Consider the following 26,423-nt stretch of genomic DNA (forward strand, 5'->3'; position numbering starts at 1 on the left):
GGTCAACGGCCTTGAGCCGCCGGGCGCGATCCGTCACCCTGCAGCCACATGAATGCGCCCGTCTCCCACCCCCCGGAAATCGCCGCCTCGCTGGAAGGCGCGACGCCGTTCATGGCGCAATATCTGACGGCCAAGGCGGGCCAGCCGGACGCCATCCTGTTCTTCCGCATGGGCGACTTCTACGAGCTGTTCTTCAAGGACGCCGAGGTCGCGGCGGCCGCGCTCGGCATCACCCTGACCAAGCGCGGCAAGCATCAAGGCGAGGACATCCCGATGGCCGGCGTGCCGGTCCATGCGATGGAGGGCTATCTCGCGCGCCTGATCCGTATCGGCCACAAGGTCGCCATCTGCGAACAGCTGGAAGACCCGGCGGAGGCCAAGAAGCGCGGCGGCAAGGCCGTGGTGCATCGCGGCGTGGTGCGGGTCGTGACGCCCGGCACCCTGACCGAAGACAGCCTGCTGGACGCGCGCGGCGCCAACCGTCTGGCGGCGGTCGCGGTGCGTAAGGGTCGGGCGGCCGTCGCCGTGGTCGAACTGTCGTCCGGCGCGGTCGACAGCGTTGCCTGCGCCATCGAAGACCTGGGCGCGGCGCTCGCCGCCTTCCGCCCGTCCGAAGTCCTGGTCACCGACCGGATGTATTCGGACGAGACCACCCGCGACGCCCTGGACGGCTCGGGCGGCGTGGTCCAGGCGCTGGCGTCGGCCATCGCCGAACCCCACGCCGCGCGCGCCCGCGTCGAACGGCTGTACGGCGTCTCGGCGCTCGACGGCTTCGGCGCCTTCGAGGAGGCCGAGGTCTCGGCGCTGGGTCTGATCGCCGCCTATCTGGAGACGACCCAGGCCGGCAAGGTCCCCGCCCTGGCCCCGCCCCGCCGTCTGGGCGAAAGCGGCTTTCTGGCCATCGACCCGGCGACCCGCGCCAGCCTTGAGATCGACCGCACCCAGCGGGGCGAGCGCGAGGGCAGCCTGCTCGCCTGCATCGACCGCACCGTCACCTCGGGCGGAGCCCGGGCCCTGGCCGAACGGATCGCCCGGCCCCTGCGCGATCCCCTGGCCATCAATGAACAGCTCGACGCCGTCGAATGGCTCTTGGAGCGCCGCGACCTGCGCCGCGACTTGCGCGACGCGCTGAAAGCCTCATCCGACATCGCCCGCGCCGTCGGACGACTGGCGCTGGGTCGGGGCGGTCCGCGCGACCTGGCCGCCGTGCGCACCGGCCTGTCGATCGCCGAGGGTGTCGCCGGCCTGTTCGTCGGTCAGGTCGATCCCCTGACCGGCCAGCCGCGCCGCATCGCCTCGGCGCTGGACCGGCTGACCCTGTCCCCCGACGTCTCGCGGCTGAAGGCCGACCTGATCGACGGCCTGGTGGACGAGCCGTCCCATCTGGCGCGCGACGGCGGCTATGTGCGCCCCGACTATCGCCCCGAACTGGACGCCGCCCGCACTCTGCGCGACGACAGCCGCCGCGTCGTCGCCGATCTGGAGGCCCGCGCCGTCGCCGAGTCCGGCGTGCCGTTCAAGATCAAGCACAACGCCGTCCTGGGCTATTTCCTCGAAACCAGCGCCAAGGCCGCCGAAGCCTTGCTGCGCGCCGGTCCCGATAGCCCCTTCATCCATCGCCAGACCCTTGCGGCCCAGGTCCGTTTCACCACCGTCGAACTGTCGGAACTGGACGCCAAGATCAGCCAGGCCGGCCACCGGGCGCTCGCTATCGAAGGCGAGACGTTCGAGGGCTGGCGACGCGAGGCCGCCCGCCTGGCCCAGCCGCTGCAGGCCGTCGCCGAGGCGCTCGCCGAACTGGACGCCCACGCCGCCCTCGCCGAATGGGCCCAGGAAGTCGGCGCGACCCGCCCCATCGTGGACGACACCCTGACCTTCTGCGTCGAGGCTGGCCGCCACCCCGTCGTGGAGGCGGCGGTCAAGGCGGGCGGCGATCCCTACACCCCCAACAACGCCCGGCTGGACGGGTCGGGTCAGGACGGATCGCGCCTGGCCATCGTCACCGGGCCGAACATGGCCGGTAAGTCGACCTTCCTGCGCCAGAACGCGCTTCTGGTGATCCTGGCCCAGGCCGGCGCCTTCGTGCCCGCTCGCTCGATGCGGCTGGGCGTGGTGGACCGGCTGTTCAGCCGCGTCGGGGCCGGCGACGACCTGGCGCGCGGCCGCTCCACCTTCATGATGGAGATGGTCGAAACCGCCGCCATCCTGACCCAGGCCACGCCGCACAGCTTCGTGGTGCTGGACGAGATCGGGCGCGGCACCGCCACCTATGATGGTCTGGCCATCGCCTGGGCCACGGCCGAGGCTCTGCACGAGACCAATCGCGCCCGCACCCTGTTCGCCACCCACTATCACGAGCTGGCCCAGCTGGAGACGCGGCTCGACCACGTCTGCAACCTGTCCATGGTCGCGCGCGAGTGGAACGGCGAACTGGTCTTCCTGCACGAGGCGGCGCCCGGCGCGGCCGATCGCTCCTACGGCGTCCAGGTCGCGAAACTGGCCGGCGTTCCCGGCGCCGTCGTCGCCCGCGCCCGCTCGGTGCTGAACCGGCTGGAGGGCGAAAAGGCCGCCGCCGCCCGCCTGGACGACCTGCCCCTGTTCGCCGTCGCCGAGCCGGAGCCGATACGCGGTCCCTCGCCCGTGGAACTGGCCCTTCGCGACGTCGACCCCGACGAAATGACCCCGCGCGAGGCGCTGGAGGCGCTCTATCGGCTGAAGGGTCTGGCCTGAAAATCCTCCCCCGAGCAGCGCAGCGAAACGGGGGAGGGGGACCATGCGCAGCATGGTGGAGGGGGCGGATGCCGCATCCATCGCTTAGGTGGCGACGGCAAACCTGGCATCGACGGCGGAGACGTATTCGCCCCCTCCACCGCTTCGCGGTCCCCCTCCCCCGCCAAGGCGGGGAGGATCATCAAAATCAGGCCTGCATCATCCAGCCTTCGACATCCATGGCCGCCTGACGGACGGCTTCCGAACGGGTCGGGTGGGCGTGGCAGGTGCGGGCGATGTCTTCCGACGCGCCGCCGAAGCTCATGGTGATGGCGGCCTCGTGGATCATCTCGCCGGCCTGCGGGCCCATGATGTGGACGCCCAGCACCTTGTCGGTCGCGGCGTCGGCCAGAACCTTCACGAAGCCGTCGGTCTCGTGATTGATCTTGGCGCGGCTGTTGGCGGTGAAAGGGAATTTGCCCTTCTTGTACTGAACGCCGGCCGCCTTCAGCTGGTCCTCGGTCTGACCGACCCAGGCCACTTCGGGGAAGGTGTAGACGACGCTCGGCACCAGCGCATAGTCGACGTGGCCGTATTTGCCGGCGATGGTGTCGATCACGGCGACGGCGTCTTCTTCCGCCTTGTGCGCCAGCATCGGGCCGTGGGTCACGTCGCCGATCACCCAGACGCCGTCCGCCACCTTGAAGTGGTCATGATCGATGAAGCCGCGCTTGTCCGGCGTCACGCCGACGTTCTCCAGGCCCAGACCGTCCGTGTACGGACGACGGCCGATGGCGACCAGCACAACGTCGCCCTTGATCGTCTCGGCGGCGCCGCCGGCCGACGGCTCGACGGTCAGTTCCACCCCGTCCTTGCCCGACTTGGCGCCGGTGACCTTGGCGCCCAGTTTGAAGCTCATGCCCTGTTTGGTCAGGGTGCGCTGGAAGGTGGTGGCCACCTCGGTGTCCATGCCGGGCGTGACCCGGTCCAGGAACTCGACCACCGTCACCTCGGCGCCCAGACGGCGCCAGACCGAACCCAGCTCCAGGCCGATGATGCCGGCGCCGACCACGATCAGCTTCTTGGGCACGGCCGGCAGCGACAGGGCGCCGGTGGAATCGATGACCTTGCCGTCTTCAAAGGCGACGCCCGGCAGCGGGGTCGGCTCCGAGCCGGTGGCGATGACGATGTTCTTGGCGTCCAGCGTCTGGACCGAGCCGTCGGCCGCGGTCACCTCGACCTTGCCCTTACCGACGATCTTGCCCTTGCCCTTGATCCAGTCGGCCTTGTTCTTCTTGAACAGGAACTCGATCCCCTTGGTCAGGGCGGTGACGCTGTCGTCCTTGGCCTTGTGCATCTGGTCCAGGTGCAGCTTGGGCTGGACCTCGATGCCGATCTTGGCGAACTCGGTGTTTGCGGCGTTCCACAGTTCCGACGCATGCAGCAGAGCCTTGGACGGCATGCAGCCGACGTTCAGGCAGGTGCCGCCCAGCGTCGAACGCATCTCCACGCAGGCGACTTTCAGGCCCAGCTGGCCCGCCCGGATCGCGGCGTTATAGCCGCCAGGGCCTCCGCCGATGATGACGACGTCGTAGGCGGCGGTGGCTTCGGCCATGGTATCCTCTGGTCTTTTGGCGCGCGGGGAAAGGCGCGCGGACACTAGCGCCGACCCCGCACGGGTCAACCGCTGGAGCCCATATGGGGCCGCGTTTCGACCAATTGGAGAGGCGGAAACCACGAAAAAGGGCCGGACGTCGCCGCCCGGCCCCTTCGATCATGTCTGATCGCCGCGCTCAGAGCTTGAAGCGCACGCCCAGGAAGACGTTGTAGCCGAACTTCTCGTACTCGTAGGTCCGCTCCTTGACGCCGTAGTAGCGCACGCCCGCGCTGTCGGTCAGGTTCTTGGCCTCGCCGAACACTTCCACCCCATTGCCGAAGTCGTAGCTGGCGGTGAAGTCCAGCTGGCCGCGCCCCTCGACATACAGATCCTTGCCGGGGTTGGTCGCGTCGATCGCCTCCAGGAAGTCGCTGCGATGCGTGTAGGAGACGCGCGCGCTGAAGCCGTACCTTTCGTAGAACAGGGCGGCGTTATAGGTCTCGTCCGACTGACCCGGCAGCACGAAGGTGTCGCGACCGGCGAAGGCGCGGCTGGTTTTGATCTCCGCATCCGTCAGGGTGTAGTTGGCGAAGACGCCGAAGCCCGACGCCCAGCCCGGCAGGAAGTCGAACGTCTGCTGCCAGTTGAACTCGATGCCGGCGATATGGCCGTCACGGGCGTTGCGGGCCTCGGTGACCTGGGCGACCGTGGTGGTCGGGGTGACATAGGGCACGCCGTCCGTCACCAGGGTGAAGCGGTAGTTCGACAGGTCCTTGTAGAAGGCGTTGGCCGAAATCACGCCCAGCGGACGCAGATAGTATTCCAAGCCCAGATCGACGTTGTTCGACAGGGTCGGCTTCAGGTCGGGATTGCCGCGCGTGACCGTCGTGCGGCCGCTGTCGGTGGTTTCCAGAACGCGCGGAACGATGTCGGTATAGTCCGGGCGCGAAATGGCGCGGGTCAGGGCGAAACGACCGACCAGCTGATCGCTGAAGCTGTGGCGCAGCGTCAGGTTCGGGAAGAAGTCGGTCTGGTCGCGCTCGACCTTGACCGGAGTCTGCGCGCCGGACAGGGCCACGCTGGTCGCCGAGCCTTCGAAGTCGGTCTTCTCGACACGCAGGCCGACCAGCACATTGGTCGCACCGATATCGAACCGGGCCTGCCCGTAACCCGCCAGAATATCTTCCTGCGCCGTATAGTCGGCGGTGATCGATTGCGGAATGCGGCGCACGCCGGCGGCCGGATCGGGATTGGTCGAGCCCGCGCGGACGCGATCGAAATAGTCCGTCACCAGACCCGCATCGAACTTGAGACCCAGATTGTAGTCGTAGTTCTGCGACGGACGATCGCTCAGCAGCGGCGCCAGGGCGCCGGCGCTGGCGGCCGCGCTGCGGTCACGGAACCGCTCTTCATCCGCCGTCACGTCGCGGGTGCTGTATTTGGCGCCGAACTTCAGCTCGACCTCGCGGCCGCCGATGACAGTGGGCAGCGACAGATTGGTCTTGAACGCCACATCGTCCTGCTCGGTCGTGTTCGAGCGGAAGGTGTTTTCGCGGAAGCTGTAGTTATTGGCGTTCAGATAGAAGCCGGTCGGCTCGCTGAAGGCCGAATAGGTCGGATGATAGTGGTCGGCCGTGTTGTAGGACAGGGTCGTCGCATTCGAGCGATAGACCAGTTCGTCGCGGTGCGGATAGGTCTGTTTGCTGTTGGCGAACGACAGGGCGCCGTCCCAGACCGCCCCATTGCCGAACGTCTGCTCGCCGCCCAGCACCAGCGTGGAGATGTCGTTTTCCTGGGTGCGGTGACGCAGCTGCTTGTAGATGCGGGCGTTGGTGAAGGTCGCGCTGGTGTCGGTCGAACCCGGCTGCAGCGTGCCGTCGCTATAGGTGAAGTTCAGCGTGTTGCGGAACTCGTCGTCGCGGAACTGGGCGTAGGAGCCCTTGACCCACAGGCGGATCGCGTCGCTGGGCCGCCATTCAAGCGCGCCGGTCACGGCCTTGCGGGTCCGTTCGGTTTCGTAATCCTTGAACAGGGTGTTCTCCAGACCCCAGATCTGGCCGCCGCCCTGCGCGGCGTTGCGATTGATCAGGACCCAGCCGTTCTCGACGTTGTCCGGCCGGCGGTTGGTTTCGGAGAAGCTGACCGACATCAGGGCGCCGAAGGTCTGGTCCGGGCCGAAGACGTTGGAGACGTTCGCGCCCGCACGATAGTCCTGGCCGCCGTAGTCGTTGTAGCTGCCGCCGGCATAGCCGCTGACGGCCAGGCGGCGCTTGTCGAAGGGCGAACGGGTCTTGATGTCCACGGCGCCGGCGATGGAATCGGCGTCCTGGGCGGGCGTCAGGGTCTTGGACACCTCGACGCTGGAGACGATGTCCGACGGCAGGGTGTCCAGATCGACCGCGCGGGTCGTCGGCGACACGGCCGGAATGGCGACCCCGTCCACCGACACGGCGGTGAAGGCGGCCGGCGCGCCGCGCACATTGATGTAGCGGCCTTCGCCCTGGTCGCGCTGGATGGCGATGCCCTGAACGCGCTGCAGCGATTCCGCGACATTGGGGTCGGGGTAACGGCCGATGGCGTCGGACGACAGGACGTTGACCGTGCCGTCGGCGTTCTTCTGCTGGTTCAGCGAACGGGCGACGCCGTCGGTGATCACGCCGGTCACGATCACGTCGGCCACGTCGGTCGCAGACTGCGCGCCCAGCACGATGGCGACATTGGCGTCTTCGCCCGGCGTCGTCACGACCGTCTGGCTGGTCGAGGGCAGGCCCAGATAGTTGACCTCCAGCACCATGGCGCCGCTGGCGGTCGGCAGGGTGAACTCGCCCTGGGTGTTGGTCACGGCCCGCTGGCTGGTCCCGCGCACCAGAACCTCGGCGCCCGGCAGGGGCGCGCCGGCGGCGTTGGTCACCCGGCCGTAGATCACGTCGCCGGCGACCGCAGCTGACGCCGAGGCCACGGCGTCGACATCGGCATGGGCGGGCATGGCCAGCGGCGCCAGGATCATCGGCGCCAAGGCGGCGCCCATCAGCAGGTTCAGTTTCATGTCAGGTCCCCTTCGGCGAGCGACGTTTCGCTTCAGCCGATGGAGGGGCCGCTTAACCTTTTGCGGCGACGCGACCGCGACGATTCCACGACGCGCAGTTCGCGGTTTTCCGACGAAACGGCGACGCTTGATCCCTTGGCGGAACATCAGTCATCGAACCGACGCCGAACCGTCACGCCCACGCCGTTGACCCACGAGCGGCTTGGCCACAGGGACGCGTCCAGATCGTCCGGAGACCGACATGCGCCCTTCCCTCGCCCGCTCGCTGAGCGCCTGCGCCGCCCTGGCCCTGCTCGCCGCCTGCGCCACGCACGAGGTCGATTATCAGGGCGAGGGCGAAGGGTTCGTCGGTCCGGGCGCCCCGGTCATGGCCGTGCTGGAAACCCCGTCGGTCGGCACGGCGGGTCAGGACGCCGCCGACGACCCCGCCGTCTGGGCCTCAGCGAACCCGGTCACGATCATGGGGCGCCAGACGCCCGGCTTCGTCGCCGGCACGGACAAGAAGTCAGGCCTCTACATCTACGGCTTCGACGGCCAGATCCTGCAGTTCTTGCCCGAGGGCCTGCTGAACAATGTTGATGTGGTCGAGGGCCTGTCAGTCGGCGGCCGCCCGCAGGTGGTGCTGGGCGCCAGCGACCGCACGCCGGGCAAGACCGGCATCTCCCTCTACACCTTTGACCCGGCCGGGACCGGCCAGAACGGCGTGCGCTATTGGGGCGCCGTCGCCACCGACGTGGTCGAACCCTACGGCTTCTGCCTCGCGCGGCGCGGGGCCGAGGTTCACGCCATCCTGGTCGGGCACGAGGGCGAGCTGCGCCAGTTCGTCTTGGGCGTGGACGCCGCCGGCCAGCCCACGGCGCGTCTGGTCCGCCGCGCCGAGATCGGCACCATCTCCGAAGGCTGCGCCGCCGACGAAGCCACCGACGCCCTCTACATCAACGAGGAGAACGTCGGCCTGTGGCGCTATGGCCTGAACCCGGCGTCGGGCGCGGCCCGCACCCTGATCCAGCCCATCGCCAAGGACATCCTGGTCGCCGACGCCGAAGGCCTGACCACCATCACCGACGCCTCGGGCCGCTATCTGATCGCCTCCAGCCAGGGCGATTCCACCTTCCCCGTCTGGCGCATCGACGGCCCGGCGCCCGAGTACAAGGGCCGCTTCAAGATCGTGGACGGCGCGGTCGACGGCGTCACCGGCACCGACGGCCTGGCGGCCGCCAGCGGTCAGGTCGGCCCCTTCCCCGACGGCCTTGTCGTGATCCAGGACGACGTCAACGACATCGGCACCCAGAACTTCAAATACGTCGACTGGCGCGACATCCGACGGGCGCTGGGTCTGTAGCGGCCGACCCAGTCATTCTTGGGAGGCTCGCCAATAACGGTATCGGCTCAAGCCGCGGTTTGAAGGTCCAAAAGTTGGTGTCGAAGCGAAGACTGCTCGCGACCCATTGCGGACATCAATTGAAAGGAATTCGAGTGGGTCGCCCGTCTGTCGGAAGGCAGAAAACTCCAGCGTGCGTCTTGGTCTCCCAACCGTAGGCAAAGCCTCTGTTCCTACGCACTTGGCTGACATTGCAGCGCGTCATGTTTCTCGGGATTTGAACTTTGTTCAACTGAGCGTCCGGATATCCCGCAAGGGACAAGTGTTGCCGGGCCGTATCAAGCCGTTCTATCGCCGATCGGTTGAGTAAGTTGGCGAGCAACACCGTGACAATCAGTGCGATTGGCATGGTGATCCAGCGCGACAGTTTCCTTGAGGGCCGCTCGCTATTCATTCGGGAACGGTAGCCCAGAGAATGTCCGCTTCACACCCCCGAGCAAAGAGTCGGAACGGCCGCTGTCTGGCCCCGCGGCCGGCCTTATGAGCTTAGGCATATCCTCGAAGGTAACGGCGGACCTCTACTGATCCTCGTCGAACTTGCGCGCGACCAGGTCGGTCAGGGCCTCCATCGCCTCTTCGGCGTCCGGCCCTTCGGCGGACACGTCGATGCTGCAGCCGATGCCGGCGCCCAGCATCAGCAGGCCCATGATCGAGCGGGCGTCCACCGTCACGCCGTCGCGGGTGACGTGGATCTCGCTTTCGAAGCTGGAGGCCAGTTTGACGAACTTGGCCGAGGCGCGGGCGTGCAGGCCGCGCGTGTTGCAGATGTTCAGGGTCGCGGTGACGGTCATTTTTCGCCTGCGAGCACCCAGGACGCGACGGAGATGTATTTGCGCCCGGCGTCCTGCGCATGGGCCACGCAGGATTCCAGCGTCTCGCGCCCGCGCACGCTGGCCAGTTTGATCAGCATCGGCAGGTTCAGCCCGGCGATGACCTCGGCGCGAGTCTGTTCCATCACCGAGATGGCCAGGTTCGACGGCGTGCCGCCGAACATGTCGGTCAGCAGGATGACCCCTTCGCCGTCGTCCACGGCGGCGGCCGCATCGACGATGTCGCGACGCCGACGCTCCATGTCGTCGTCAGGCCCGATGCAGATGGCCGCGACGCCGCGCTGCGGGCCGACCACATGCTCCATGGCGGAGAGAAACTCGGACGCCAACCCACCGTGGGTGACGATCACCAGACCGATCATGAGGACTTCACTCGCATCCCGCCCCGAACCGTCCCAGGCATTCCCCCGCCCGGCAAGGGAGGCCGGACGCCGCCCTCTATGGACCGCAAGGGGCGTGTCATAGACCCGTCTTTCGGGGTTTCAAAGCGTCTCCAACGCCGCTGCGACCACATCGACGGCCGAGGCGGGTCGCGGATCCAGCTCAAGGAGGGGCAGATCGACCCCCGCGAAAGCCCGTGTCTGCGGCTCCGGAAGCCGTTCGACTCCCTCCGCCACACAGGCGACAGCCAGCGCCACGCGACAGACCGGGCGTGTTCTGGCGGCCACGATTCCCAGGCCGCGCACCTCGATCCGACCGGCGATGGCGGCCGGCGCTGACGCATGAACGGCCCCGTCCGAGGCCCAGACCTGGGTGTAGTCGTCGCTGACCAGCCGCCAGCCGCGCCCGATCAGCCGCAGCGCCAGATCGCTCTTGCCCGCGCCCGACGGCCCCAGGATCATCACACCCTGCCAGGCCCCGCGACGGCGCACGGCGACGGTGGTGGCGTGGATCGGCTGGCCAGGGCTCACGACCAGCGGCCGACCGCCGGGAAGACGATCTCGAACCGCGCCCCGCCTTCGGCCTTGTTTTCGGCGTGGACGCGACCGCCATGCGCCTCGACGATCTGACGCACGATGGACAGCCCGAGGCCCGAGTTGGAGCCGAACACCGCCCCCTTGGGCCGAGAGGTGTAGAACCGCTCGAACACTGTCTCCAGGTTCTCGGCCGGAATGCCTGGCCCCTGGTCCTCGACCCGCACGCGGATCGGCAGATCGTCCCCGATGTCCTCCAGCGTCACCCGCACCACGCCGCCTGCGGGGCTGAACGAGCGGGCGTTGTCGATCAGGTTGCGGAACACCTGCCCCAGCGGCCCGTCGCGCCCCATGACCCGCAGGGCCTGTTCGGGCGCCGTCAGCACGACCGGAATGTCGCCCGGCTTGGCCGTCGTCTCATAGACGCCGACGATATCGACCAGCAGCCGGTTCAGGTCGACCGGCCGCGGCCGATCGCGCGACAACTCCGCATCCAGCCGCGAGGCGTTCGAGATGTCGGTGATCAGCCGGTCCAGCCGACGCACGTCCTGCTGCAACAGCGCCGTCAGCTTCTCGCGGTGCGCATCGGTCTTGACCAGCGGCAGGGTCTCCAGCGCCGACCGGATCGAGGTCAGGGGGTTCTTGATCTCGTGCGACACATCGGCCGCGAACCGTTCGATGGCGTCCATCCGCGTCGACAGGGTGTCGGTCATGGATTCCAGCGACCGCGCGAGGTCGCCGATCTCGTCCTTGCGATCCTCGAGGTCCGGCAGGGAGATGGCCCGCGCACGCTGCAGCTTCACCTGATCCGCCGCCGCCGACAGCCGCATGATCGGCCGCGCCACGAACAGATGCAGCAGCAGCGACCCCAAGAGATTGACCCCCAGCGCCACCAGGGCGAACGGGAACAGCGCCTGCCGCTGGGCGCCCAGGATTTCGTCCACGTCCCCGGATTCGACGGTCAGCACGCCCAGCACCTGACGCACATGGCGCACGGGAATGGACACGGAGACGACGCGGTCGCCGGATTCATTGCGACGCAGGGTCGATTGGGGCGAGCCGTCCAGCGCCGCCGCCACCTCGGCCGCCAGTTCGCTGTCGGCGCGGGCGACGCGGCGCTCTGACAGCAGATTGGCCTTGGCGGCGTCCTCGGTCGCCGTCCCCGCCGGTTGCGCGTCGGGCAGGGGCCGCCCGCCGATGGCCTCGGTCACCTGATAGCTGTCGACCAGCAACAGGCCATTCACATCATACAGCCGCACCCGCTGGCCCGCCGGAATGAACCGGTCGGTCAGCCAGATCGACGCGCGGATGGGGTCCAGTTCGGGCGTCGGCTCGCCCCGCGTCACGCCTTCTTCGCGCAACACATTGGCCAGCAGCTCGGCCTGGACCGTCAGCGATTCCTGACGCGCCTCGATCAGGCCTGGACGCCATTCGTTGATCGCCAGGGCCCCGCCGAACAGGATCAGCAGGCTGAGCAGATTGAGCACCAGGATGAAGCCGCCCAGCCGCGATCCGCCGAAGCGGAACAACGGCCGGCGCTGGGGCTCCTCGTCGGGCTCTCGCCCGCCCGGTTCAGCTCTCGCGGTAGCGGTAGCCGACGCCATACAGGGTCTCGATCGCGTCGAACTCATTGTCCACGGCGCGGAACTTCTTGCGCATCCGCTTCACATGGCTGTCGATGGTGCGGTCGTCGACATAGACCTGGTCGTCGTAGGCGGCGTCCATCAGGTTGTCGCGGCTCTTCACGAATCCCGGACGCTGGGCCAGGGCCTGCAGCAGCAGGAACTCTGTCACAGTCAGCTTGACGGGCTTGCCGTCCCAGGTCGACTCGTGGCGCGCCGGGTCCATCGACAGCTTGCCGCGCTTGATCGCCCGGCCCGAGACCTCGGCCGCCGATTCCGGTTCGCCGCCGTCGGCGCCCGTGCGGCGCAGCAGCGCCTTGACCCGCTCGATCAGCAGACGCTGGCTGAAGGGTTTGTGGATATAGTCGTCGGCGCCCAGGTTGAAGCCCAGGATCTCGTCGATCTCCTCGTCCTTGGACGTCAGCATGATGACCGGGATCTGCGAGGTCTGGCGCAGGCGACGCAGCACCTCCATCCCGTCCATGCGCGGCATCTTCACGTCCAGGATCGCCAGATCGGGCGGCGAGGATTCCAGCGCGGCCAGGCCCGAGGCCCCGTCGTGATAGGCGGTGATCTTGTGGCCATGGCTTTCCAGCGCCAGCGAAACGGACGCCACGATGTTCTCGTCGTCATCGACCAGAGTGATGTTGGCCAAGGGTGTTTTCTCCTGAACTTTACGTTCCCGCGAGCAAGAACGCACAGCAAGCGTAACCGTTCGATCTCGGTCACATTAGGGCTAAGGCGTTTCGGCTCGAATGAAAATCGCCTGCAACCCGAAAGCGGTTCGGTGACATCCAGATGGTCACGGCGCTGCCTCATTTCAACGCGCGCACCGCGTCGCTCCGGCGCGGGCAGAAACATTCCGCCTTCGAAAACCTCGCCTTAAAGGCTTGGGATGCAGGATCGGCCCATGGCGGGTCCGATCCATTACGAAGTCTATGTCCGCAAGAGCGCCCCGTCGTCGTGGACGCTGCTGATCGCGACCGAAGACCGCAAACACGCCATCGAGACCGCCGAGGAACAGCTTCGGGACCGTCTCGCCATCGCCTCGCGCGTGACCAAGGAGACGCTGGACCCCGAGACGATGGAGTTCAGCTCCCTGACCATCCTGACGCTGGGCGCGCCGGAGGAGCGAAAGAAGAAGGTCGCCGACAAGGCGGTCCCGCCGGCCTGCAGCAGTCCGACCGAACTCTATTCGCCCCATGCCCGCGCGCTGATCGGCCGGGTGCTGGAGGACTGGCTGAAACGCGAGGGCGTGACCGCCTTCGAACTGCTGCATCGGCCCGATGTGGCCGAACGGCTGGAGGCGGCCGGGGTCGAGCTTCAGCACGCCATCCAGAAGGTCGCAGTCCCCGAAAGCCAGGCCACGGGCCAGGAGGTGCACGGCGTCGTGCGCCACTACCAAAAGCTCACCGAACAGGCGATGGCCCGGCTGCGCAAGGCCGGACGCGACGGCCTGTTCCCCGCGCTGGACGACCGCTCCATCGCCGATCTGGCGCATCGGCTGACCGGCGCGCCGGATCGGGCGCTGCGCATGGGCGGGGTGGTCGCCGGCGCGCTGAAGGGTCGGCGCGGCGCCCGCGATCGCCTGACCGTGCTGATGGACCTGATGGACGCCGCGCCCGCAGACGGCCCGCCGCGCGCCCTGGTCGTGGTGGTGGTCGAGCAGATCGTCGCCGAAATGCTGGCCGTGCGCACCAACCTGACCGAGATTCTGGGTCCGTCCTTGGACCAGGGCGCCAATCTGGCGGCCATCGTGCGCATGGTCGCGCCGGAGGAGATGGACGCCCTGTTGCGGATGGACCCGCGCCTCGCCCTGATGATGCCGCAGGTCGAGGGACCGGCCGCGCGCCTGGGCCTGCATCTGGCCTCGGGCGAGTTTCCGCTTCTGGCCGCGTCCCTGGCCCGTCTCGTCACCCGCGAACTGACCAGCCAGCGCCGCCTTCGCCCCCACGATCCGGTCGGAGAGATCGACATCCTGCGCCTGTTGGCCATGGCCCTGACCGCCTCGGCCGGTCGTCTGCTGACGCTGGAAGAGGTCCAGATCGCCTTCGTCGAACGCTCCAAGAGCCTGGTCACGGCCGATTTCGTCGGCGCCTACGTCAACCCCTGCCCCACGGTTCTGGTCGAGGCCGAGCAGCTGACCCGCCTGTGCGAGAACGTCACCGGCGGAGCCAACAAGCGCGCCGCCGCGCGCTGGCTCAGCGCCTGCATCGGCTCGCTGCGCTTCGAAACCGAGATCCGCCAGTCCGTCCCGGGCGGCCCCAGCGCCTCGCACAAGCTGGCCACTCTGGCCCGGCTTCAACGCTCGGTTCAGGCCGCGCATCTGGCCGATCACGACCAGACCCAGATCATGGACGCCATCGGCGCGGTCGGCGCCAATCTGGAGGCCGACGCCCATCTGATCGCGCAGATCGTCCGCGCCCAGGCGGCTGCGCCTCAAAAGCTGACAGCCCTGCTGAAACTGGCCACTGGGGAAGCCGGCCCGCTCGGCCCCGTCGCCGACCGCGCCCGCGCTGAGGCCATCAAGCTGCTGCGCTCGCCCGACGTCCGCACCGCCCTGACCGCCGCGCCGCAAAACCTCGCGGCGTTGCGAGGCCTGATGCAGCAAGCGGGTCTGGCGGCCTAGCCAGCCTCAGTCGAAGATGTCGAAGATGCTGTCGCGCTTCTTTTTCTTGTAGCGATAATCGTCGTCGCGATGCCGGTCGTCGCGGTATTTGTCGCTCCGGTAGCCTCGATCGTCGCCGCGATACGGCTGTGACGCCCCGCCGCCCCACGGTTGGGCCTGAGGTTGGGACTGGGGCTGGGCATAGGGCTGAGGCGGCGGCGCATAGGCCTGCGGCGCGGGCGCGACCGGGGCTGTGGCGCGGCCCTCCTCGACGGCGGCGGCCATCAGCTTTTCCAGCTCGCCGCGATCCAGCCAGACGCCCCGGCACTCGGGGCACATGTCGAACTGAACGCCGTTGCGCTCCAGCGTCTGCATCGCGGCGTTGTCGTTGGGGCACATCAGAAGGGGCATGTCGGGCTCCGATCGAAAAGGACTGGGCGGTCGATGCGACAGGCCAGGAGGGGAAAGCTTCGCCGCAACGACACGCCCGTGCGGTCCGACATCGCGTCGCACGATCCGACGCAAGGAAGGGGGACGCCGGACCGCGAGAACGCCAGAGGGGCCCGTTCCGCCTCTTCAAGCTAGGCGCCGTCGCCGCCCGCCGCCATGCGTCGCGGGGCCGCAGGGGGCTTGGGCCATCCCCGCCATCCTATCAGCGACGACGATTGCGAGATTTTACCACGGCTTACGACTGACCAGCGACCACTCGCCTTTCATGGTCCTGCACCGGGTTAGAATGGCGACCCGGTCTTTGACATCTTCGCGTCCCGCCAGAACGCGCGCCGAAATAGACAGATTAGACGAATTAGACGGTGTTTTTGCCAGCGGACCCGCCGGCTAAAGTGCACAGATTGCACCTCAAAAAATCTAGCAGACCTGCCCGGCGGCCCAGCCCGACGACCAGGCCCACTGGAAATTATAGCCGCCCAGCCAGCCGGTCACGTCCACCGCCTCGCCGATGAAATATAGGCCCGGAACCGCCTTGGCCTGCATCGTCTGCTGGTCCAGCGCGGCCGTATCGACCCCGCCCAGCGTCACCTCGGCGGTCCTGTAACCTTCGGACCCCACCGGCTTGACCGCCCAGGCGTTGACCGCCTGATCCAGCCGCCGCAGCACCTTGTCCGACAGGTCCGCCAGATTGCCCGACGCCCCTTCGCGGTGGCATAGGCTCTCGGCCAGACGGCGCGGCACGATATGGCCCAGCGCCGTATGCACAGCCTGTTTGCCGTTCGACGCCTTGGCCGCCTTCAACTCCTCGAACACGTCGCGGCCGGGCGCCATCGAGGCCACCACCGCCTCGCCCTCGCGCCAGTAGGAGCTGATCTGCAGAATGGCCGGCCCCGACAGACCGCGATGCGTGAACAGCATCGCCTCGTTGAAGCTGGCCTTGCGCGCCTTGGCCCCTTCGGGCGCCGAGGCGACCGAGGCGTCCACCGCCACCCCCGCCAGCGGCGTCAGCGTCTCCAGCAGTCCCGCCTCGAAGGTCAGGGGAACCAGCGCCGGTCGGGTCTCGGTGACGCGAATGTCGAACTGCCGCGCCACCTCATAGGCCCAGCCGGTCGCCCCCATCTTGGGGATCGACTTGCCTCCGGTCGCCACGACCAGCGACGCCGCCGTAACCTGCGAGCCGTCCGACAGGATCGCCGTGAAGCCCTCGCCGGCTCGTTCGATCCGCGACACCCCGGTCTTCAGGCTCAGGACGACGCCCGCCGCCGCCATGTCGTCGGTCAGCATACGGACGATCTGCTTGGCGCTGTCGTTGCAGAACAGCTGGCCCAGCGTCTTCTCGTGCCAGGCGATCCCGGCCCTATCGATGCGCTTGACGAAATCGTGCTGGGTGTAGCGGCGCAGGGCCGAGGTCGCGAACCGGGGGTTCTCGCCCAGGAAATTCGCCGGTCCGCAGCCCAGATTGGTGAAGTTGCAGCGCCCGCCGCCCGAGATGCGGATCTTCTCGCCCGGCCGGTCGGCATGGTCCACGACCCTGACCCGCCGCCCGCGTCGCCCGGCCTCGATGGCGGCCATCATCCCGGCCGCGCCGGCCCCGACCACAAGGACGTCGACGAGGGCGTCCGAAGACGCCCTCGTCACTTGGAACCCCGCGGTTCCAGCCTCGGGGAGAGCTTAGTAACGGTAGTGATCCGCCTTGAACGGGCCTTCGACCGGCACGTTGATGTAGTCGGCCTGATCCTTGGTCAGCACGGTCAGCTTGGCGCCCAGCTTGGCCAGGTGCAGCATGGCGACCTTCTCGTCCAGATGCTTGGGCAGGGTGTAGACCTTGTTTGCGTACTTGTCGGCGTTGGTCCACAGTTCGATCTGGGCCAGCGTCTGGTTGGTGAAGGACGCCGACATCACGAAGGACGGGTGGCCCGTGGCGTTGCCCAGGTTCACCAGGCGGCCTTCCGACAGCAGGATGATCTTCTTGCCGTCCGGGAACTCGACGTGGTGGACCTGCGGCTTGATCTCGTCCCACTTGAAGTTCTTCAGACCGGCGACCTGAATCTCCGAGTCGAAGTGGCCGATGTTGCAGACGATGGCGTTGTTCTTCATCTGCCGCATGTGGTCGACGGTGATGACGTCCTTGTTGCCGGTCGTCGTCACATAGATGTCGGCGCGGCCGGCGGTGTCGTCCAGCGTCTGGACTTCATAGCCTTCCATCGCGGCCTGTAGGGCGCAGATCGGGTCGATCTCGGTCACGATCACGCGGGCGCCGCCCTGGCGCAGCGAGGCGGCCGAGCCCTTGCCCACGTCGCCGTAGCCGCAGACCACCGCGACCTTGCCCGACAGCATGACGTCGGTGCCGCGACGGATCGCGTCGACCAGCGATTCACGGCAGCCGTACAGGTTGTCGAACTTGGACTTGGTGACGCTGTCGTTGACGTTGATGGCGGGGAAGGGCAACTCGCCCTTTTCAGCCATTTGATACAGGCGGTGCACGCCCGTGGTCGTCTCTTCCGACACGCCGCCGATGGCGTCGCGGATGGCCGAATAGAAGCCCGGCTTCTCAGCCAGATAGCGTTTCATAACCTTGAAGAGAGCCTCTTCTTCTTCGTTCTGGGGATTGGCCAGAACCGAGATGTCCTTCTCGGCCTTCGGACCCAGCACGCACAGCAGGGTCGCGTCGCCGCCGTCGTCCAGGATCAGGTTCGGATAGCCGCCGTCGGCCCATTCGAAGATCTTGTGGGCGTAGTCCCAGTATTCTTCCAGCGTCTCGCCCTTGGTGGCGAAGACCGGGGTGCCGTTGGCGGCGATGGCGGCGGCGGCGTGGTCCTGGGTCGAGAAGATGTTGCAGGAGGCCCAGCGCACTTCGGCGCCCAGGGCTTCCAGCGTCTGGATCAGAACCGCCGTCTGGATCGTCATGTGCAGGCTGCCGGCGATGCGGGCGCCCTTCAGCGGCTGGCTGGCGCCGAACTCGTCACGCAGGGACATCAGGCCCGGCATTTCGGTTTCAGCGATCTCGATTTCCTTGTTGCCCCAATCGGCCAGGGTGATGTCGCGAACGATGTAGTCGGTCATGGCTTGGGCTCCCGGCCGCAATGAGTTTGGGCCCTCATAGCCCGGCGCGCGCCGAGTATCAACAAACACATAAAGATATCCTTATGCGATCCCGGCTCAGCAGTTTCTTAAATCCTGGCCGGTATAGACCTTATCATGGAACGCCGCGCTCTACTCGGTCTCGCCGTCGTCGCGACGGCCGCCGCCTCGACCTCCGCCCGCGCTTCGAGCGGCGGCGCGGCGCCGTCGGCCGACACCTATATCCGGCTGCCAGTCATCACCGCCTCGATCCTTCAGGCGAACGGTCGTCGGGGTGTGCTGACCATCGAAACCGGGGTCGACGTGCCCGATGCGGCCCTTCGCACCCGCGCCCAGCAGTCTGCGCCGCGCCTGCGCGCCGCCTACAACACCGCCGCTCAGCGCTTCGCCAACGGCCTGCGTCCCGGCGTCGTGCCCGACATCGACCAGCTGTCGGCCGCGCTTCAGGCGGCGACCAACGCCACCCTGGGCCGCGCCGGCGCTCGCCTGCTGCTCGGCACCGTCATGGCGGTCTGACTTCCGCCTCTAGAGGAACGAATAGGGGTCCACGTCCACCGTCAGGCGGACCGACCCCGGCACCTTCACCCGCTGAAGCCAGGCGCGCAGGAACGCTTGGAGGTTCACGTCCCGGTCGGCCCGCACCAGAAGCCGCTTGCGCCGCCTCCCCCGCACCAGAGCCAGCGGCGCATCGGCGGGGCCATAGACCTCCAGCCGCTCGGCGTTGGGAATGGCCTGGGCCAGGTCGTTCGCCGTCTTCTCGACGGCGGCCGCATTCTCGCTGGACAGGATGATCGCCGCCAGCCGGCCGTAGGGCGGCAGGGACGCGGCCTCGCGCTCGGCCATTTCCGCCTCGACGAAGGCGTCGCGATCGCCGGCCGCCAGGGCTGTCAGCACCGTATGCTCGGGCGTCCAGGTCTGAAGCAGCGCCCGCCCCGGCCGATCCGCCCGACCCGCTCGCCCGGTAGCCTGGGCCAGCAGTTGGTAGGTCCGCTCGGCCGCGCGCAGATCGCCGCCCCGCAGGCCGAGGTCCGCATCCACCACGCCCACCAGCGTCAGGCGCGGGAAGTTGTGGCCCTTGGCTGCGGCCTGCGTCGCCACCAGAATGTCGATCTCGCCGTCCGTCATCTTCTGGATCAGGGCGCGCGCCGACCTGGCGTCCGGCGCGGTGTCGGAACTGAACACCGCCGTGCGCGCCTCGGGGAACAGCTGGCGCACCTCTTCCTCGACCCGCTCAACCCCCGGCCCGACCGAGACCAGCGAATCCTCGGCCCCGCACGAGGGACACAGTTTGGGACGCGCCATGGAGAAGCCGGTCAGGTGACAGACCAGCCGCCCGGTATAGCGATGCTCGACCAGCCAGCTGTCGGTGTCCGGCGCCGTCAGCCGATGGCCGCAGGCGCGGCACAGGACGACGGGCGCATAGCCGCGCCGGTTCAGGAACAGCAGGGTCTGCTCACCCCGCGCCAAGGTTTCGCCGATGGCCAGACGCAGCGGCTGCGACAGCCAGGTTTGGGGGTCGGGCGTGTTCTGCCTCAGGTCCAGCAGGCCGATGTCCGGCAGGACCGCCGTTCCGTGCCGCGCGCCCAACTTCAGCCAGTCGTAGCGTCCGCTCTGCGCGTTCCACAGCGTCTCCAGCGACGGCGTCGCCGAGGCCAGGACCACCGCAGCTCCCTCGATCCGCGCCCGCGCCACGGCCAGGTCGCGGCCGTGATAGACCAGGCCTTCCTCTTGTTTGAACGAGCCATCGTGCTCCTCGTCCACCACGATCAGGCGCAGGTTCGTAAAGGGCAGGAACAGGGCCGAGCGCGCCCCGACCACGATGTTGCAGCGCCCGGCGACCACCGCCTCCCACACCTGGCGGCGGCGCGGCGGAGCGACGCCGGAATGCCATTCGGCCGGAGCGGCGCCGAAGCGCGCCGCGATCCGCTCGATCAGGGCCTGGGTCAGCGCGATCTCGGGCAGCAGGATGAGGATCTGCGCGGCCGGATCGGCCCGCAGCACCCGCGCGATGGCCTCCAGATAGGCCTCGGTCTTGCCCGATCCCGTCACCCCGTCCAGCAGGAAGGGGCGGAAGCCGCCGCCCGCCACGCCCTCCGCCATCGCCGTCGCCGACGCCGCCTGGTCGCCGTTCAGCGCGGCGGGCGCGTGGTCGGGATCGGGCCGGTCGAACGCCGCCTCGGCCGCGATCTCGATGATCTCCAGCACGCCCTCGTCGATCAGGCCCTTGACCACGCCCGACGACACGCCCGCCGCCCGCGCCAGATCGGCCGGCGGCATGGCGCGATCGCCCAAGGCCTCCAGCACGCCGGTCCGCGCCGGGGTGGCGCGCGAGGGCGACCGCTCGCCCACCCGTCGCACCCGGCGTTCCGGCCGGGGCCGGGGCGCGCGCAAGCCCTTCAGCGCCGTCGCCGCCATCTCGCCCGGCGCCGACAGGGTCCAGCGCCCGGCCCATTCGACGAAATCCATCACGCCCGCCGGCAGGGGCGGATCGTCCAATCGGCTGTCGATCGCCTTCAGGCGCCGGTTCGAGCCTGTGGTTTCGAACACCTCAGACACCACGCCCCGGATCAGGCGCGGCCCCAGCGGCACAGCGACCTGATCGCCCCGCGCCAAATCTCCGTGTGCCAGGCTCAGCGCCTCGGGAACCTCGTAGTCGAAGGCCTCCGGCACCGGCAGGGGAATGAGGACCGAGGCGACTTTCACCGAACTGCGCCCTCGGCTATGAAGCCGCCCATGAAACTCTTTCTCGATACCGCCGACGTCGCCGTCATCAAGGACATGGTCCCCACCGGAATGGTGGATGGCGTCACCACCAATCCGTCGCTGATCGCCAAGTCGGGTCGGAACATCGCCGAGGTCATCGCCGAAATCTGCGCCCTGGTCGAGGGGCCGATTTCCGCCGAGGCCGTCTCGCTTGATTTCGAGACCATGGTCAAGGAGGGCGACAAGCTGGCCGCCATCGCCCCGAACGTCGTGGTGAAACTGCCCCTGACCTGGGATGGCCTGCGCGCCTGCCGCATCTTCACCGACAAGGGTATCAAGACCAACGTCACCCTGTGCTTCTCGGCCGCCCAGGCCCTGCTGGCCGCCAAGGCCGGCGCCACCTTCGTCTCGCCGTTCGTCGGACGTCTGGAAGACAACGGCGCCGACGGCATCGGCCTTCTGGAAGAAATCCGCGTCCTGTATGACGTGCACGGTTTCGAGACCCAGATCCTGGCCGCGTCCCTGCGCAATGTGGGCCATGTCGCCGCCGCCGCCGTCGCCGGATCGGACGCCGCCACCTTCGGCGCCGACACATTCAAGGCCTTGGTGAACCACCCGTTAACCGACAAGGGTCTTGATGCCTTCGTGTCGGACTGGGCCAAGACGGGTCAGTCTATTCTGTAGCATCGCGGTTCCCGGAGAGGTCTGTTTGAGCGGCTCATTGGACCTTTTCGAAACGTCGGAATCGGACGCAACGCCCCATATCGGCGACGGCTTGCATTGGCCCGACGTGCGCGGCTGGCTGCAGACCCATCCCCAGACCCTGCTGGACGACCGGTCCCTGCTGGAAGAGATCGGCCTGCGGCCGCACGGCCGCAACGTGGTCGAGTTCGGCGCCGCCGCCCTGACGCGGCTGGAGGCCGTGGTCGAGCGCGAGACCGGCGCCCGGCGCGAGATCGAACTGGTCGCCCGCGCCAACTTCGCCGCCCAGACCCAGACGCACGTCGCGACCCTGGACCTGATGGAGGCCAAAAACCATTCCGACCTGGCACGGCGGCTGGATGCGGCGGCGCAGGGGCGGTTCGGCTTGGCCGGCACCGCCATCGCTCTGGAAAAACCCGGCGGCGTACCCTTCGGCTGGCGCGCCCTGGAAGAAGGCGACGTCGACAACCTGCTGGGCGAGCACGGCCTGACCTGGCTCGGCCCGATGATCCAAGGTCTGAATTTCTTCGGCGCGGCCGAGGATCAGGTGAGGTCCATCGCCCTGGTCCGCATGGCACCCCACCTGACGCCGGGCGGGCCGCCGCGCCCCTGCATCTGCGCCTTCGGCTCGCCCGAGCCCGAAGGCTTCACCCCCAACATGGGCTGCGAACTGGCCGCCTTCCTGGCGCGGGTGACGGAGCGGATGGCCGAGCGATGGCCCGTCCTGAACTGAAAAGCCCTGAACTGACCGCCTCCGACGCCCTGCGCGCCTGGCTGGATCATCTGGCGCACGAACGTCGGCTGTCGCCGCGCACGCTGGAGGCCTATGGCCATATCGGCCGGCTATATGTCGCCTTCCTCGAACACCATCGCGGCGAGGCGCTGTCGCTCAGGGACATGGGCACGATCACCGCCGCCGAGGTCCGCGCCCACATGGCCGAGCGGCGCTCAGGCGATCACCCGCTGGCGGCCCGGTCGCTTAGCCAGAGCTTATCGGCCATTCGCGGTTTTCACGCCTTCCTCGACCGGCGGCTGGACACGCCCGCCCCGCAGTTGGCCCTGGTGCGCGGCCCAAAGGTCAAGCCGTCCCTGCCCCGGCCGGTGACCGAGGATCAGGCGCGCGCCCTGCTGGGCGAACCGGACGTCGATCCCGACGCCGAACCGTGGGAGGCCGCGCGGGACCGCGCCGTCCTGACCCTGCTCTACGGCTGCGGGCTGCGGATCTCCGAGGCCATGTCCCTGACCCGCGCCGATGCGCCGCTGGGGGAGACGCTGCGCATCGTGGGAAAGGGGTCCAAGACGCGGATCGCCCCGATCCTGCCCGCCGTGCGCGATGCGGTGGACGCCTATCTGGCCCTGCTGCCCTTCCCGCTCCAGCCTGCCGACGCTCTGTTTCGCGCGCGCCGCGGCGGCCCTTTAAGCCCCCGTCATGTCCAGGCTTCGGTCCAGAATCTGCGCGGGCGGCTAGGCCTGCCCGAACGCACCACGCCTCACGCCCTACGCCACAGTTTCGCGACCCACCTGCTGGGCGCCGGCGCCGACCTGCGATCGATCCAGGAACTGCTGGGTCACGCCAGCCTGTCGACGACCCAGAAATACACCGGCGTCGATGCGGATCGCCTTTTGAACGCCTATGCGGCCGCCCATCCGCGCGCCTAGCGACGCGGCGCGGGCGGAGCCGGCGGCACGCCGACGTCGGGCTGGGCCGGCATCAGGTTTCGACCCAGCGCCCGTTGATCGGGCACAGCGTAGCTTATCGGCAAGGGACAGTTGTTCTGGTCGCGCCGGTCCAGCAGCAGATATCGCCGGACCTGTCCGTCATCGAGCGAGCGATCCAGCGTCATGGCGCCGGCGCCGTCTTGCCGAGCCTGCATCAGCGGATCGCCGCAACGCTGCGCGTTCTCCCTTGGGGCGGAAACAACGACAAGATCACGACTGGTGATCGCGCTGGAAGACGCCGCCGCAGGGTCGGACAAGGCCAGCATAAGCAAGGTCAGCATCGCATCCTCCTGAATAGGCTCCGACGATACGCCGACAACCCCCGATCGGCCAGACGACACCGAACGCTTGGCGAACAGGCGCGGCTGCGATGAGACGCATTGCGCCCGTTCAAACTCGTCCTCCCAGATCAGATCGCCTTGATCGCCCCGCCGTCCAGCCGGATCAGCGAGCCGGTCACGTAGGCCGCCAGCGGACTGGCCAGGAAGGCGGCGGTGGCGCCGAACTCCTCGGTCGTGCCGATGCGGCCGACGGGGATGGATTTGACGGATGCGGCCCGCGCCTCTTGTGGCGTCGTGCCGGTGCGCTCGGCGGTCGCCTGGTCCAGCCTTTCGATGCGCGGCGTGTCGATCCGACCCGGCAACAGGGTGTTGACCGTCACCCCGTCAGGTCCGACCTCATTGGCCAGCGTCTTGGCCCAGGCCGCGACCGAGGCCCGCAGGGTGTTGGACACGCCCAGCGCCGCCGACGGCTCGACCACCGTGATCGAGGCGACGTTCAGGATCCGCCCCCAGCCGGCCGCCCGCATGGCCGGCAGCACCCGGTCAGTCAGGCGGAAGATCGACAGCACCATCGACTCGAAATGATCGCGCCACACCGCAGGCTCCAGTCCCGACACGCCCGACGGCGGCGGCCCCCCGGTGTTGTTCAGCAGGATTTCGATCGGCCCGCCCAGCAGATCCTCGGCCCGATCCACCGCCTTCAACAGCGCCTCATGATCCGCCAGATCCGCCGCCGCCACGACCGCCTTGCCCGGTCCGGTCGCGTTCAGCGCATCCGCCACGGCCTGAAGCTTTTCCGCATCGCGCGACAGCAGGGCGACGTGCGCGCCCTCCGCGACCAGGGCCGTCGCCACGGCGCGACCCAGGCCGGACGAGCCGCCGCAGATCAGGGCGCGCTTGCCGTTCAGTTTCAGGTCCATGGCCATCTCCGATCCTGTGCAGCCTCCGATATCGGATGCGTGGGTTCCCAGCGCAACGCGGCGTTAACCGAGACGGCGCACCTTCTTTGTCGAGCGGCCGCCTAGACCGCCAGGACAGGCCGGGGAGGGCTCGCCCATGTCGACCAAGATGACGTCCAGCACCCGCCGCCACAGCGACCATTTCGAGCCGCAGGACACCGATCCCCACGAACAGCGCCGCCTGCGCGGGCAGCTGGAGCAGATCGACTACGCCGCCTATGTCGCCAACAAGGAGGTGATCGGGCACGCCCTGACCGGCGTGGACGCCGGCTCGCTGCAAAAGCTGGCGGTCATGACCGCCACGGCCCGCGCCAAATGGGTGGCGGAATCGCTGCGCCTGGCCCACTCCGGCTCGGCCGTCACGCCGGACCAGGTCGCCCGCCTGACCGCCGCCCGCACCGCCTACGACGAACTGGCCGAAGCCTACGAGGCTCTGCGCCGGGTCATCGAACGAGGCTACGTCGCGCTGCGGTGATCTGACGAGATCGAGTGTCCGGAACCGGGCGCCCTCATCGTCGTTCTGCGGCCATGAAAATCGCTCGCATCGCTTCCATCGCCCTGATCGCCGGCGCCGCCCTGGCGCTGGGCGCCTGCGCCACCCTTCAACGCGGCCCCGTCGGCAACGCCGCCGTGCCCCAACCCACGAAGCCGGTCGACCTGAACCGCTACGCCGGCCTGTGGTATGAAATCGGGCGCTACGAAAACGGGTTCGAGCGCGGCTGCGAAGGCGTGACCGCCCAATATTCGGTGCGCGATGACGGTCTGGTCGGGGTGCTGAACACCTGCCGACAGGGTGCGGTCGATGGTCCGGAAAAGACCTCCGAGGGCAAGGCGAAGATCGTCGAGGGCAGCGACAACGCCAAGCTGAAGGTGTCCTTCTTCGGCCCCTTCTACGTCGGCGACTATTGGGTGCTGGACCATGCTGACGACTATTCCTGGTCCATCGTCGGCGAGCCGTCGGGCCGCTACCTTTGGCTGCTCAATCGCACCGCGCAACCCTCGCCCCAGGTCCGCGAGACCATCCTGAACCGAACCCGCGCCCTGGGCTATGACCTGACCTTGGTCCGGCCGACCCAGCACTGATCGCTAGCCCTGGCGGCTGGCTTCTTTGGTTCAGCGCCAGGGAGGGTTTTCGGAATAGGCGCTCCTGAAACGCTCCCGCGCCCTTTTTACCGGCGGTAAAAAGTGTCCCGCCAGGGTGAAGCCAGCGCAAAGCGCCAATATGGGCGTGAAGAAGCGACCGTCATCCAGATCACTGATCGAACTGGCGAAAAGCAGCGCCAAAAAACGGGATGGCCGGAACATTCATCACCGCGATGTCCCTGAAACGATCAAACTTCGTGCCGGGATACCGGCGATGGCTATCGTCGGACGCTACCGCGACCCCGACGAAGGCGGAGATCGCCACAAAAGCGGCTACGACGACAACGATCAGCAAGATATCCGGCGCAGCCATATACACCCTAGACGAGACAGACCGCAGACTGAAGGGTGCGCCGGATGATGTCCAGCCAGTAACGCTCTGTCTGATCAGGAACGCCTGGTGGAGCCGAGGGACGCCAAACCCCTCGTCCTGGCGCGTCCCAGATTGTTTTTTAACCTATTGATACTTGACCCATTTTCCTAGGGACGCTCCATAGCAGTCCAGAACGAACCATGATCGTCGCCATTCATTTTTAGGGTGAGATTTAGGGCCGACACATGTGGCCGTTCTGTTTGCGTTCATTGACGTGACCCCCATTTCTCATCCAGCCATAACGAGAGTCCTTTGGTGATCTGAGCTGGGGTTGTCGGGGTTGGCAAGAGGCCGGTCAGCGCAGC

General features: G+C 67.9%; 23 protein-coding genes. 9 read left to right on the top strand and 14 right to left on the bottom strand.

Annotated features, from left to right (window positions below; genetic code table 11):
* Window positions 1-48 precede the first annotated feature (48 nt).
* Window positions 49-2,730, top strand: coding sequence for a DNA mismatch repair protein MutS (mutS, locus tag ABIB58_RS11515; RefSeq protein WP_354041009.1), 2,682 nt, complete (start codon window positions 49-51; stop codon window positions 2,728-2,730).
* 187 nt (window positions 2,731-2,917) lie between these two features.
* Here the strand turns inward: mutS and lpdA are convergent, their stop codons facing one another.
* Window positions 2,918-4,324, bottom strand: a complete 1,407-nt coding sequence (gene lpdA / locus ABIB58_RS11520; protein WP_295189129.1) for a dihydrolipoyl dehydrogenase — start codon at window positions 4,322-4,324, stop codon at window positions 2,918-2,920.
* Window positions 4,325-4,502: 178 nt separating this feature from the next.
* Window positions 4,503-7,352 (bottom strand): TonB-dependent receptor, encoded by a 2,850-nt coding sequence (locus tag ABIB58_RS11525; RefSeq protein WP_354041011.1) that lies wholly within the window; start codon window positions 7,350-7,352, stop codon window positions 4,503-4,505.
* Between the two features lie 241 nt (window positions 7,353-7,593).
* Here ABIB58_RS11525 and ABIB58_RS11530 point away from each other — a divergent pair, with 241 nt between their 5' ends.
* Window positions 7,594-8,694 carry a phytase gene (locus tag ABIB58_RS11530; RefSeq protein ID WP_354041013.1) on the top strand — a complete coding sequence of 367 codons (1,101 nt, stop codon included), beginning with the start codon at window positions 7,594-7,596 and terminating at the stop codon, window positions 8,692-8,694.
* A gap of 557 nt (window positions 8,695-9,251) precedes the next feature.
* Here ABIB58_RS11530 and ABIB58_RS11535 read toward each other — a convergent pair.
* The 5 genes from ABIB58_RS11535 to chvI form a co-directional block, all read right to left on the bottom strand.
* Complete coding sequence (locus tag ABIB58_RS11535; RefSeq protein WP_017506134.1) at window positions 9,252-9,524, bottom strand: HPr family phosphocarrier protein; 273 nt, start codon at window positions 9,522-9,524, stop codon at window positions 9,252-9,254.
* Window positions 9,521-9,925, bottom strand: a complete 405-nt coding sequence (locus tag ABIB58_RS11540; protein ID WP_017506133.1) for a PTS sugar transporter subunit IIA — start codon at window positions 9,923-9,925, stop codon at window positions 9,521-9,523. The genes ABIB58_RS11535 and ABIB58_RS11540 overlap by 4 nt, the downstream gene beginning before the upstream one ends.
* A 120-nt stretch (window positions 9,926-10,045) precedes the next feature.
* Window positions 10,046-10,474 (bottom strand): HPr kinase/phosphorylase, encoded by a 429-nt coding sequence (locus ABIB58_RS11545; RefSeq protein ID WP_354041016.1) that lies wholly within the window; start codon window positions 10,472-10,474, stop codon window positions 10,046-10,048.
* Entirely contained in the window at window positions 10,471-12,081 is a 1,611-nt protein-coding gene (gene chvG / locus ABIB58_RS11550) for a two-component sensor histidine kinase ChvG (RefSeq protein ID WP_354041018.1), read from the bottom strand. Before chvG ends, ABIB58_RS11545 begins: the two co-directional genes overlap by 4 nt.
* Window positions 12,050-12,754: a two-component response regulator ChvI gene (gene chvI, locus ABIB58_RS11555; protein ID WP_039243953.1), complete on the bottom strand. Its 705-nt coding sequence runs from the start codon at window positions 12,752-12,754 to the stop codon at window positions 12,050-12,052. Before chvI ends, chvG begins: the two co-directional genes overlap by 32 nt.
* Before the next feature lie 255 nt (window positions 12,755-13,009).
* On the opposite strand from chvI, the gene ABIB58_RS11560 reads away from it, so the two are divergent.
* A complete protein-coding gene (locus tag ABIB58_RS11560; protein WP_265151318.1) occupies window positions 13,010-14,728 on the top strand; it encodes a hypothetical protein in 1,719 nt (572 codons plus the stop codon).
* Between the two features lie 6 nt (window positions 14,729-14,734).
* Here ABIB58_RS11560 and ABIB58_RS11565 read toward each other — a convergent pair whose 3' ends face one another.
* The 3 genes from ABIB58_RS11565 to ahcY all read right to left on the bottom strand — a co-directional run bounded on the left by ABIB58_RS11565 (window position 14,735) and on the right by ahcY (window position 18,220).
* Window positions 14,735-15,118 (bottom strand): TFIIB-type zinc ribbon-containing protein, encoded by a 384-nt coding sequence (locus ABIB58_RS11565; RefSeq protein WP_265151316.1) that lies wholly within the window; start codon window positions 15,116-15,118, stop codon window positions 14,735-14,737.
* 456 nt (window positions 15,119-15,574) lie between these two features.
* Window positions 15,575-16,795 (bottom strand): BaiN/RdsA family NAD(P)/FAD-dependent oxidoreductase, encoded by a 1,221-nt coding sequence (locus ABIB58_RS11570; protein WP_265151315.1) that lies wholly within the window; start codon window positions 16,793-16,795, stop codon window positions 15,575-15,577.
* Window positions 16,796-16,828: 33 nt separating this feature from the next.
* A complete protein-coding gene (ahcY, locus tag ABIB58_RS11575; RefSeq protein ID WP_265151313.1) occupies window positions 16,829-18,220 on the bottom strand; it encodes an adenosylhomocysteinase in 1,392 nt (463 codons plus the stop codon).
* A gap of 135 nt (window positions 18,221-18,355) precedes the next feature.
* Here ahcY and ABIB58_RS11580 point away from each other — a divergent pair, with 135 nt between their 5' ends.
* The gene (locus tag ABIB58_RS11580) at window positions 18,356-18,754 is read left to right on the top strand and encodes a Tat pathway signal protein (RefSeq protein WP_295175621.1); all 399 of its coding nucleotides are present in this window, start codon (window positions 18,356-18,358) and stop codon (window positions 18,752-18,754) included.
* 9 nt (window positions 18,755-18,763) lie between these two features.
* Here ABIB58_RS11580 and ABIB58_RS11585 read toward each other — a convergent pair whose 3' ends face one another.
* A complete protein-coding gene (locus tag ABIB58_RS11585) occupies window positions 18,764-20,941 on the bottom strand; it encodes a primosomal protein N' (protein WP_354041022.1) in 2,178 nt (725 codons plus the stop codon).
* Window positions 20,942-20,971: 30 nt separating this feature from the next.
* Between ABIB58_RS11585 and fsa the strand changes: the two genes are divergently transcribed.
* Genes fsa through ABIB58_RS11600 form a run of 3 tightly spaced genes read left to right on the top strand, consistent with a single transcriptional unit; the run spans window position 20,972 to window position 23,302 of the window.
* Window positions 20,972-21,625 (top strand): fructose-6-phosphate aldolase, encoded by a 654-nt coding sequence (fsa, locus tag ABIB58_RS11590; protein WP_354041024.1) that lies wholly within the window; start codon window positions 20,972-20,974, stop codon window positions 21,623-21,625.
* 37 nt (window positions 21,626-21,662) lie between these two features.
* Window positions 21,663-22,376, top strand: a complete 714-nt coding sequence (locus tag ABIB58_RS11595) for a DUF484 family protein (protein ID WP_354041035.1) — start codon at window positions 21,663-21,665, stop codon at window positions 22,374-22,376.
* A complete protein-coding gene (locus ABIB58_RS11600) occupies window positions 22,358-23,302 on the top strand; it encodes a tyrosine recombinase XerC (RefSeq protein ID WP_354041026.1) in 945 nt (314 codons plus the stop codon). Before ABIB58_RS11595 ends, ABIB58_RS11600 begins: the two co-directional genes overlap by 19 nt.
* Here ABIB58_RS11600 and ABIB58_RS11605 read toward each other — a convergent pair.
* Together ABIB58_RS11605 and ABIB58_RS11610 are read right to left on the bottom strand one after the other, a co-directional pair.
* The gene (locus ABIB58_RS11605) at window positions 23,299-23,643 is read right to left on the bottom strand and encodes a hypothetical protein (RefSeq protein WP_354041028.1); all 345 of its coding nucleotides are present in this window, start codon (window positions 23,641-23,643) and stop codon (window positions 23,299-23,301) included. The two genes, ABIB58_RS11600 and ABIB58_RS11605, sit on opposite strands and share 4 nt — an antisense overlap.
* A 128-nt stretch (window positions 23,644-23,771) precedes the next feature.
* Entirely contained in the window at window positions 23,772-24,563 is a 792-nt protein-coding gene (locus ABIB58_RS11610; protein ID WP_265151301.1) for an SDR family oxidoreductase, read from the bottom strand.
* Between the two features lie 136 nt (window positions 24,564-24,699).
* On the opposite strand from ABIB58_RS11610, the gene ABIB58_RS11615 reads away from it, so the two are divergent.
* Window positions 24,700-25,077 (top strand): hypothetical protein, encoded by a 378-nt coding sequence (locus ABIB58_RS11615; RefSeq protein WP_055754368.1) that lies wholly within the window; start codon window positions 24,700-24,702, stop codon window positions 25,075-25,077.
* A 53-nt stretch (window positions 25,078-25,130) separates the two neighbouring features.
* Window positions 25,131-25,685, top strand: a complete 555-nt coding sequence (locus tag ABIB58_RS11620; RefSeq protein WP_265151298.1) for a lipocalin family protein — start codon at window positions 25,131-25,133, stop codon at window positions 25,683-25,685.
* A gap of 169 nt (window positions 25,686-25,854) precedes the next feature.
* Here ABIB58_RS11620 and ABIB58_RS11625 read toward each other — a convergent pair whose 3' ends face one another.
* Window positions 25,855-26,058, bottom strand: coding sequence for a hypothetical protein (locus ABIB58_RS11625; protein ID WP_265151296.1), 204 nt, complete (start codon window positions 26,056-26,058; stop codon window positions 25,855-25,857).
* Window positions 26,059-26,423: the final 365 nt, after the last annotated feature.

The sequence above is a fragment of the Brevundimonas sp. UYEF29 genome (assembly GCF_040546195.1).
Lineage (GTDB): Bacteria > Pseudomonadota > Alphaproteobacteria > Caulobacterales > Caulobacteraceae > Brevundimonas > Brevundimonas huaxiensis.

Excerpts from the sequence above, each read along its gene's own strand:
- ABIB58_RS11625 (WP_265151296.1), bottom strand. The coding sequence starts at position 26,058 with ATGGCTGCGCCGGATATCTTGCTGATCGTTGTCGTCGTAGCCGCTTTT.
- lpdA (WP_295189129.1), bottom strand. The coding sequence starts at position 4,324 with ATGGCCGAAGCCACCGCCGCCTACGACGTCGTCATCATCGGCGGAGGC.
- ABIB58_RS11540 (WP_017506133.1), bottom strand. The coding sequence starts at position 9,925 with ATGATCGGTCTGGTGATCGTCACCCACGGTGGGTTGGCGTCCGAGTTT.
- ABIB58_RS11605 (WP_354041028.1), bottom strand. The coding sequence starts at position 23,643 with ATGCTGACCTTGCTTATGCTGGCCTTGTCCGACCCTGCGGCGGCGTCT.
- ABIB58_RS11610 (WP_265151301.1), bottom strand. The coding sequence starts at position 24,563 with ATGGACCTGAAACTGAACGGCAAGCGCGCCCTGATCTGCGGCGGCTCG.
- ABIB58_RS11580 (WP_295175621.1), top strand. The coding sequence starts at position 18,356 with ATGGAACGCCGCGCTCTACTCGGTCTCGCCGTCGTCGCGACGGCCGCC.
- ABIB58_RS11615 (WP_055754368.1), top strand. The coding sequence starts at position 24,700 with ATGTCGACCAAGATGACGTCCAGCACCCGCCGCCACAGCGACCATTTC.
- ABIB58_RS11525 (WP_354041011.1), bottom strand. The coding sequence starts at position 7,352 with ATGAAACTGAACCTGCTGATGGGCGCCGCCTTGGCGCCGATGATCCTG.
- ABIB58_RS11600 (WP_354041026.1), top strand. The coding sequence starts at position 22,358 with ATGGCCCGTCCTGAACTGAAAAGCCCTGAACTGACCGCCTCCGACGCC.
- ABIB58_RS11535 (WP_017506134.1), bottom strand. The coding sequence starts at position 9,524 with ATGACCGTCACCGCGACCCTGAACATCTGCAACACGCGCGGCCTGCAC.
- ABIB58_RS11565 (WP_265151316.1), bottom strand. The coding sequence starts at position 15,118 with ATGCCCCTTCTGATGTGCCCCAACGACAACGCCGCGATGCAGACGCTG.
- ABIB58_RS11560 (WP_265151318.1), top strand. The coding sequence starts at position 13,010 with ATGGCGGGTCCGATCCATTACGAAGTCTATGTCCGCAAGAGCGCCCCG.
- chvG (WP_354041018.1), bottom strand. The coding sequence starts at position 12,081 with ATGGCGTCGGCTACCGCTACCGCGAGAGCTGAACCGGGCGGGCGAGAG.
- ABIB58_RS11530 (WP_354041013.1), top strand. The coding sequence starts at position 7,594 with ATGCGCCCTTCCCTCGCCCGCTCGCTGAGCGCCTGCGCCGCCCTGGCC.
- ahcY (WP_265151313.1), bottom strand. The coding sequence starts at position 18,220 with ATGACCGACTACATCGTTCGCGACATCACCCTGGCCGATTGGGGCAAC.
- ABIB58_RS11620 (WP_265151298.1), top strand. The coding sequence starts at position 25,131 with ATGAAAATCGCTCGCATCGCTTCCATCGCCCTGATCGCCGGCGCCGCC.
- fsa (WP_354041024.1), top strand. The coding sequence starts at position 20,972 with ATGAAACTCTTTCTCGATACCGCCGACGTCGCCGTCATCAAGGACATG.
- mutS (WP_354041009.1), top strand. The coding sequence starts at position 49 with ATGAATGCGCCCGTCTCCCACCCCCCGGAAATCGCCGCCTCGCTGGAA.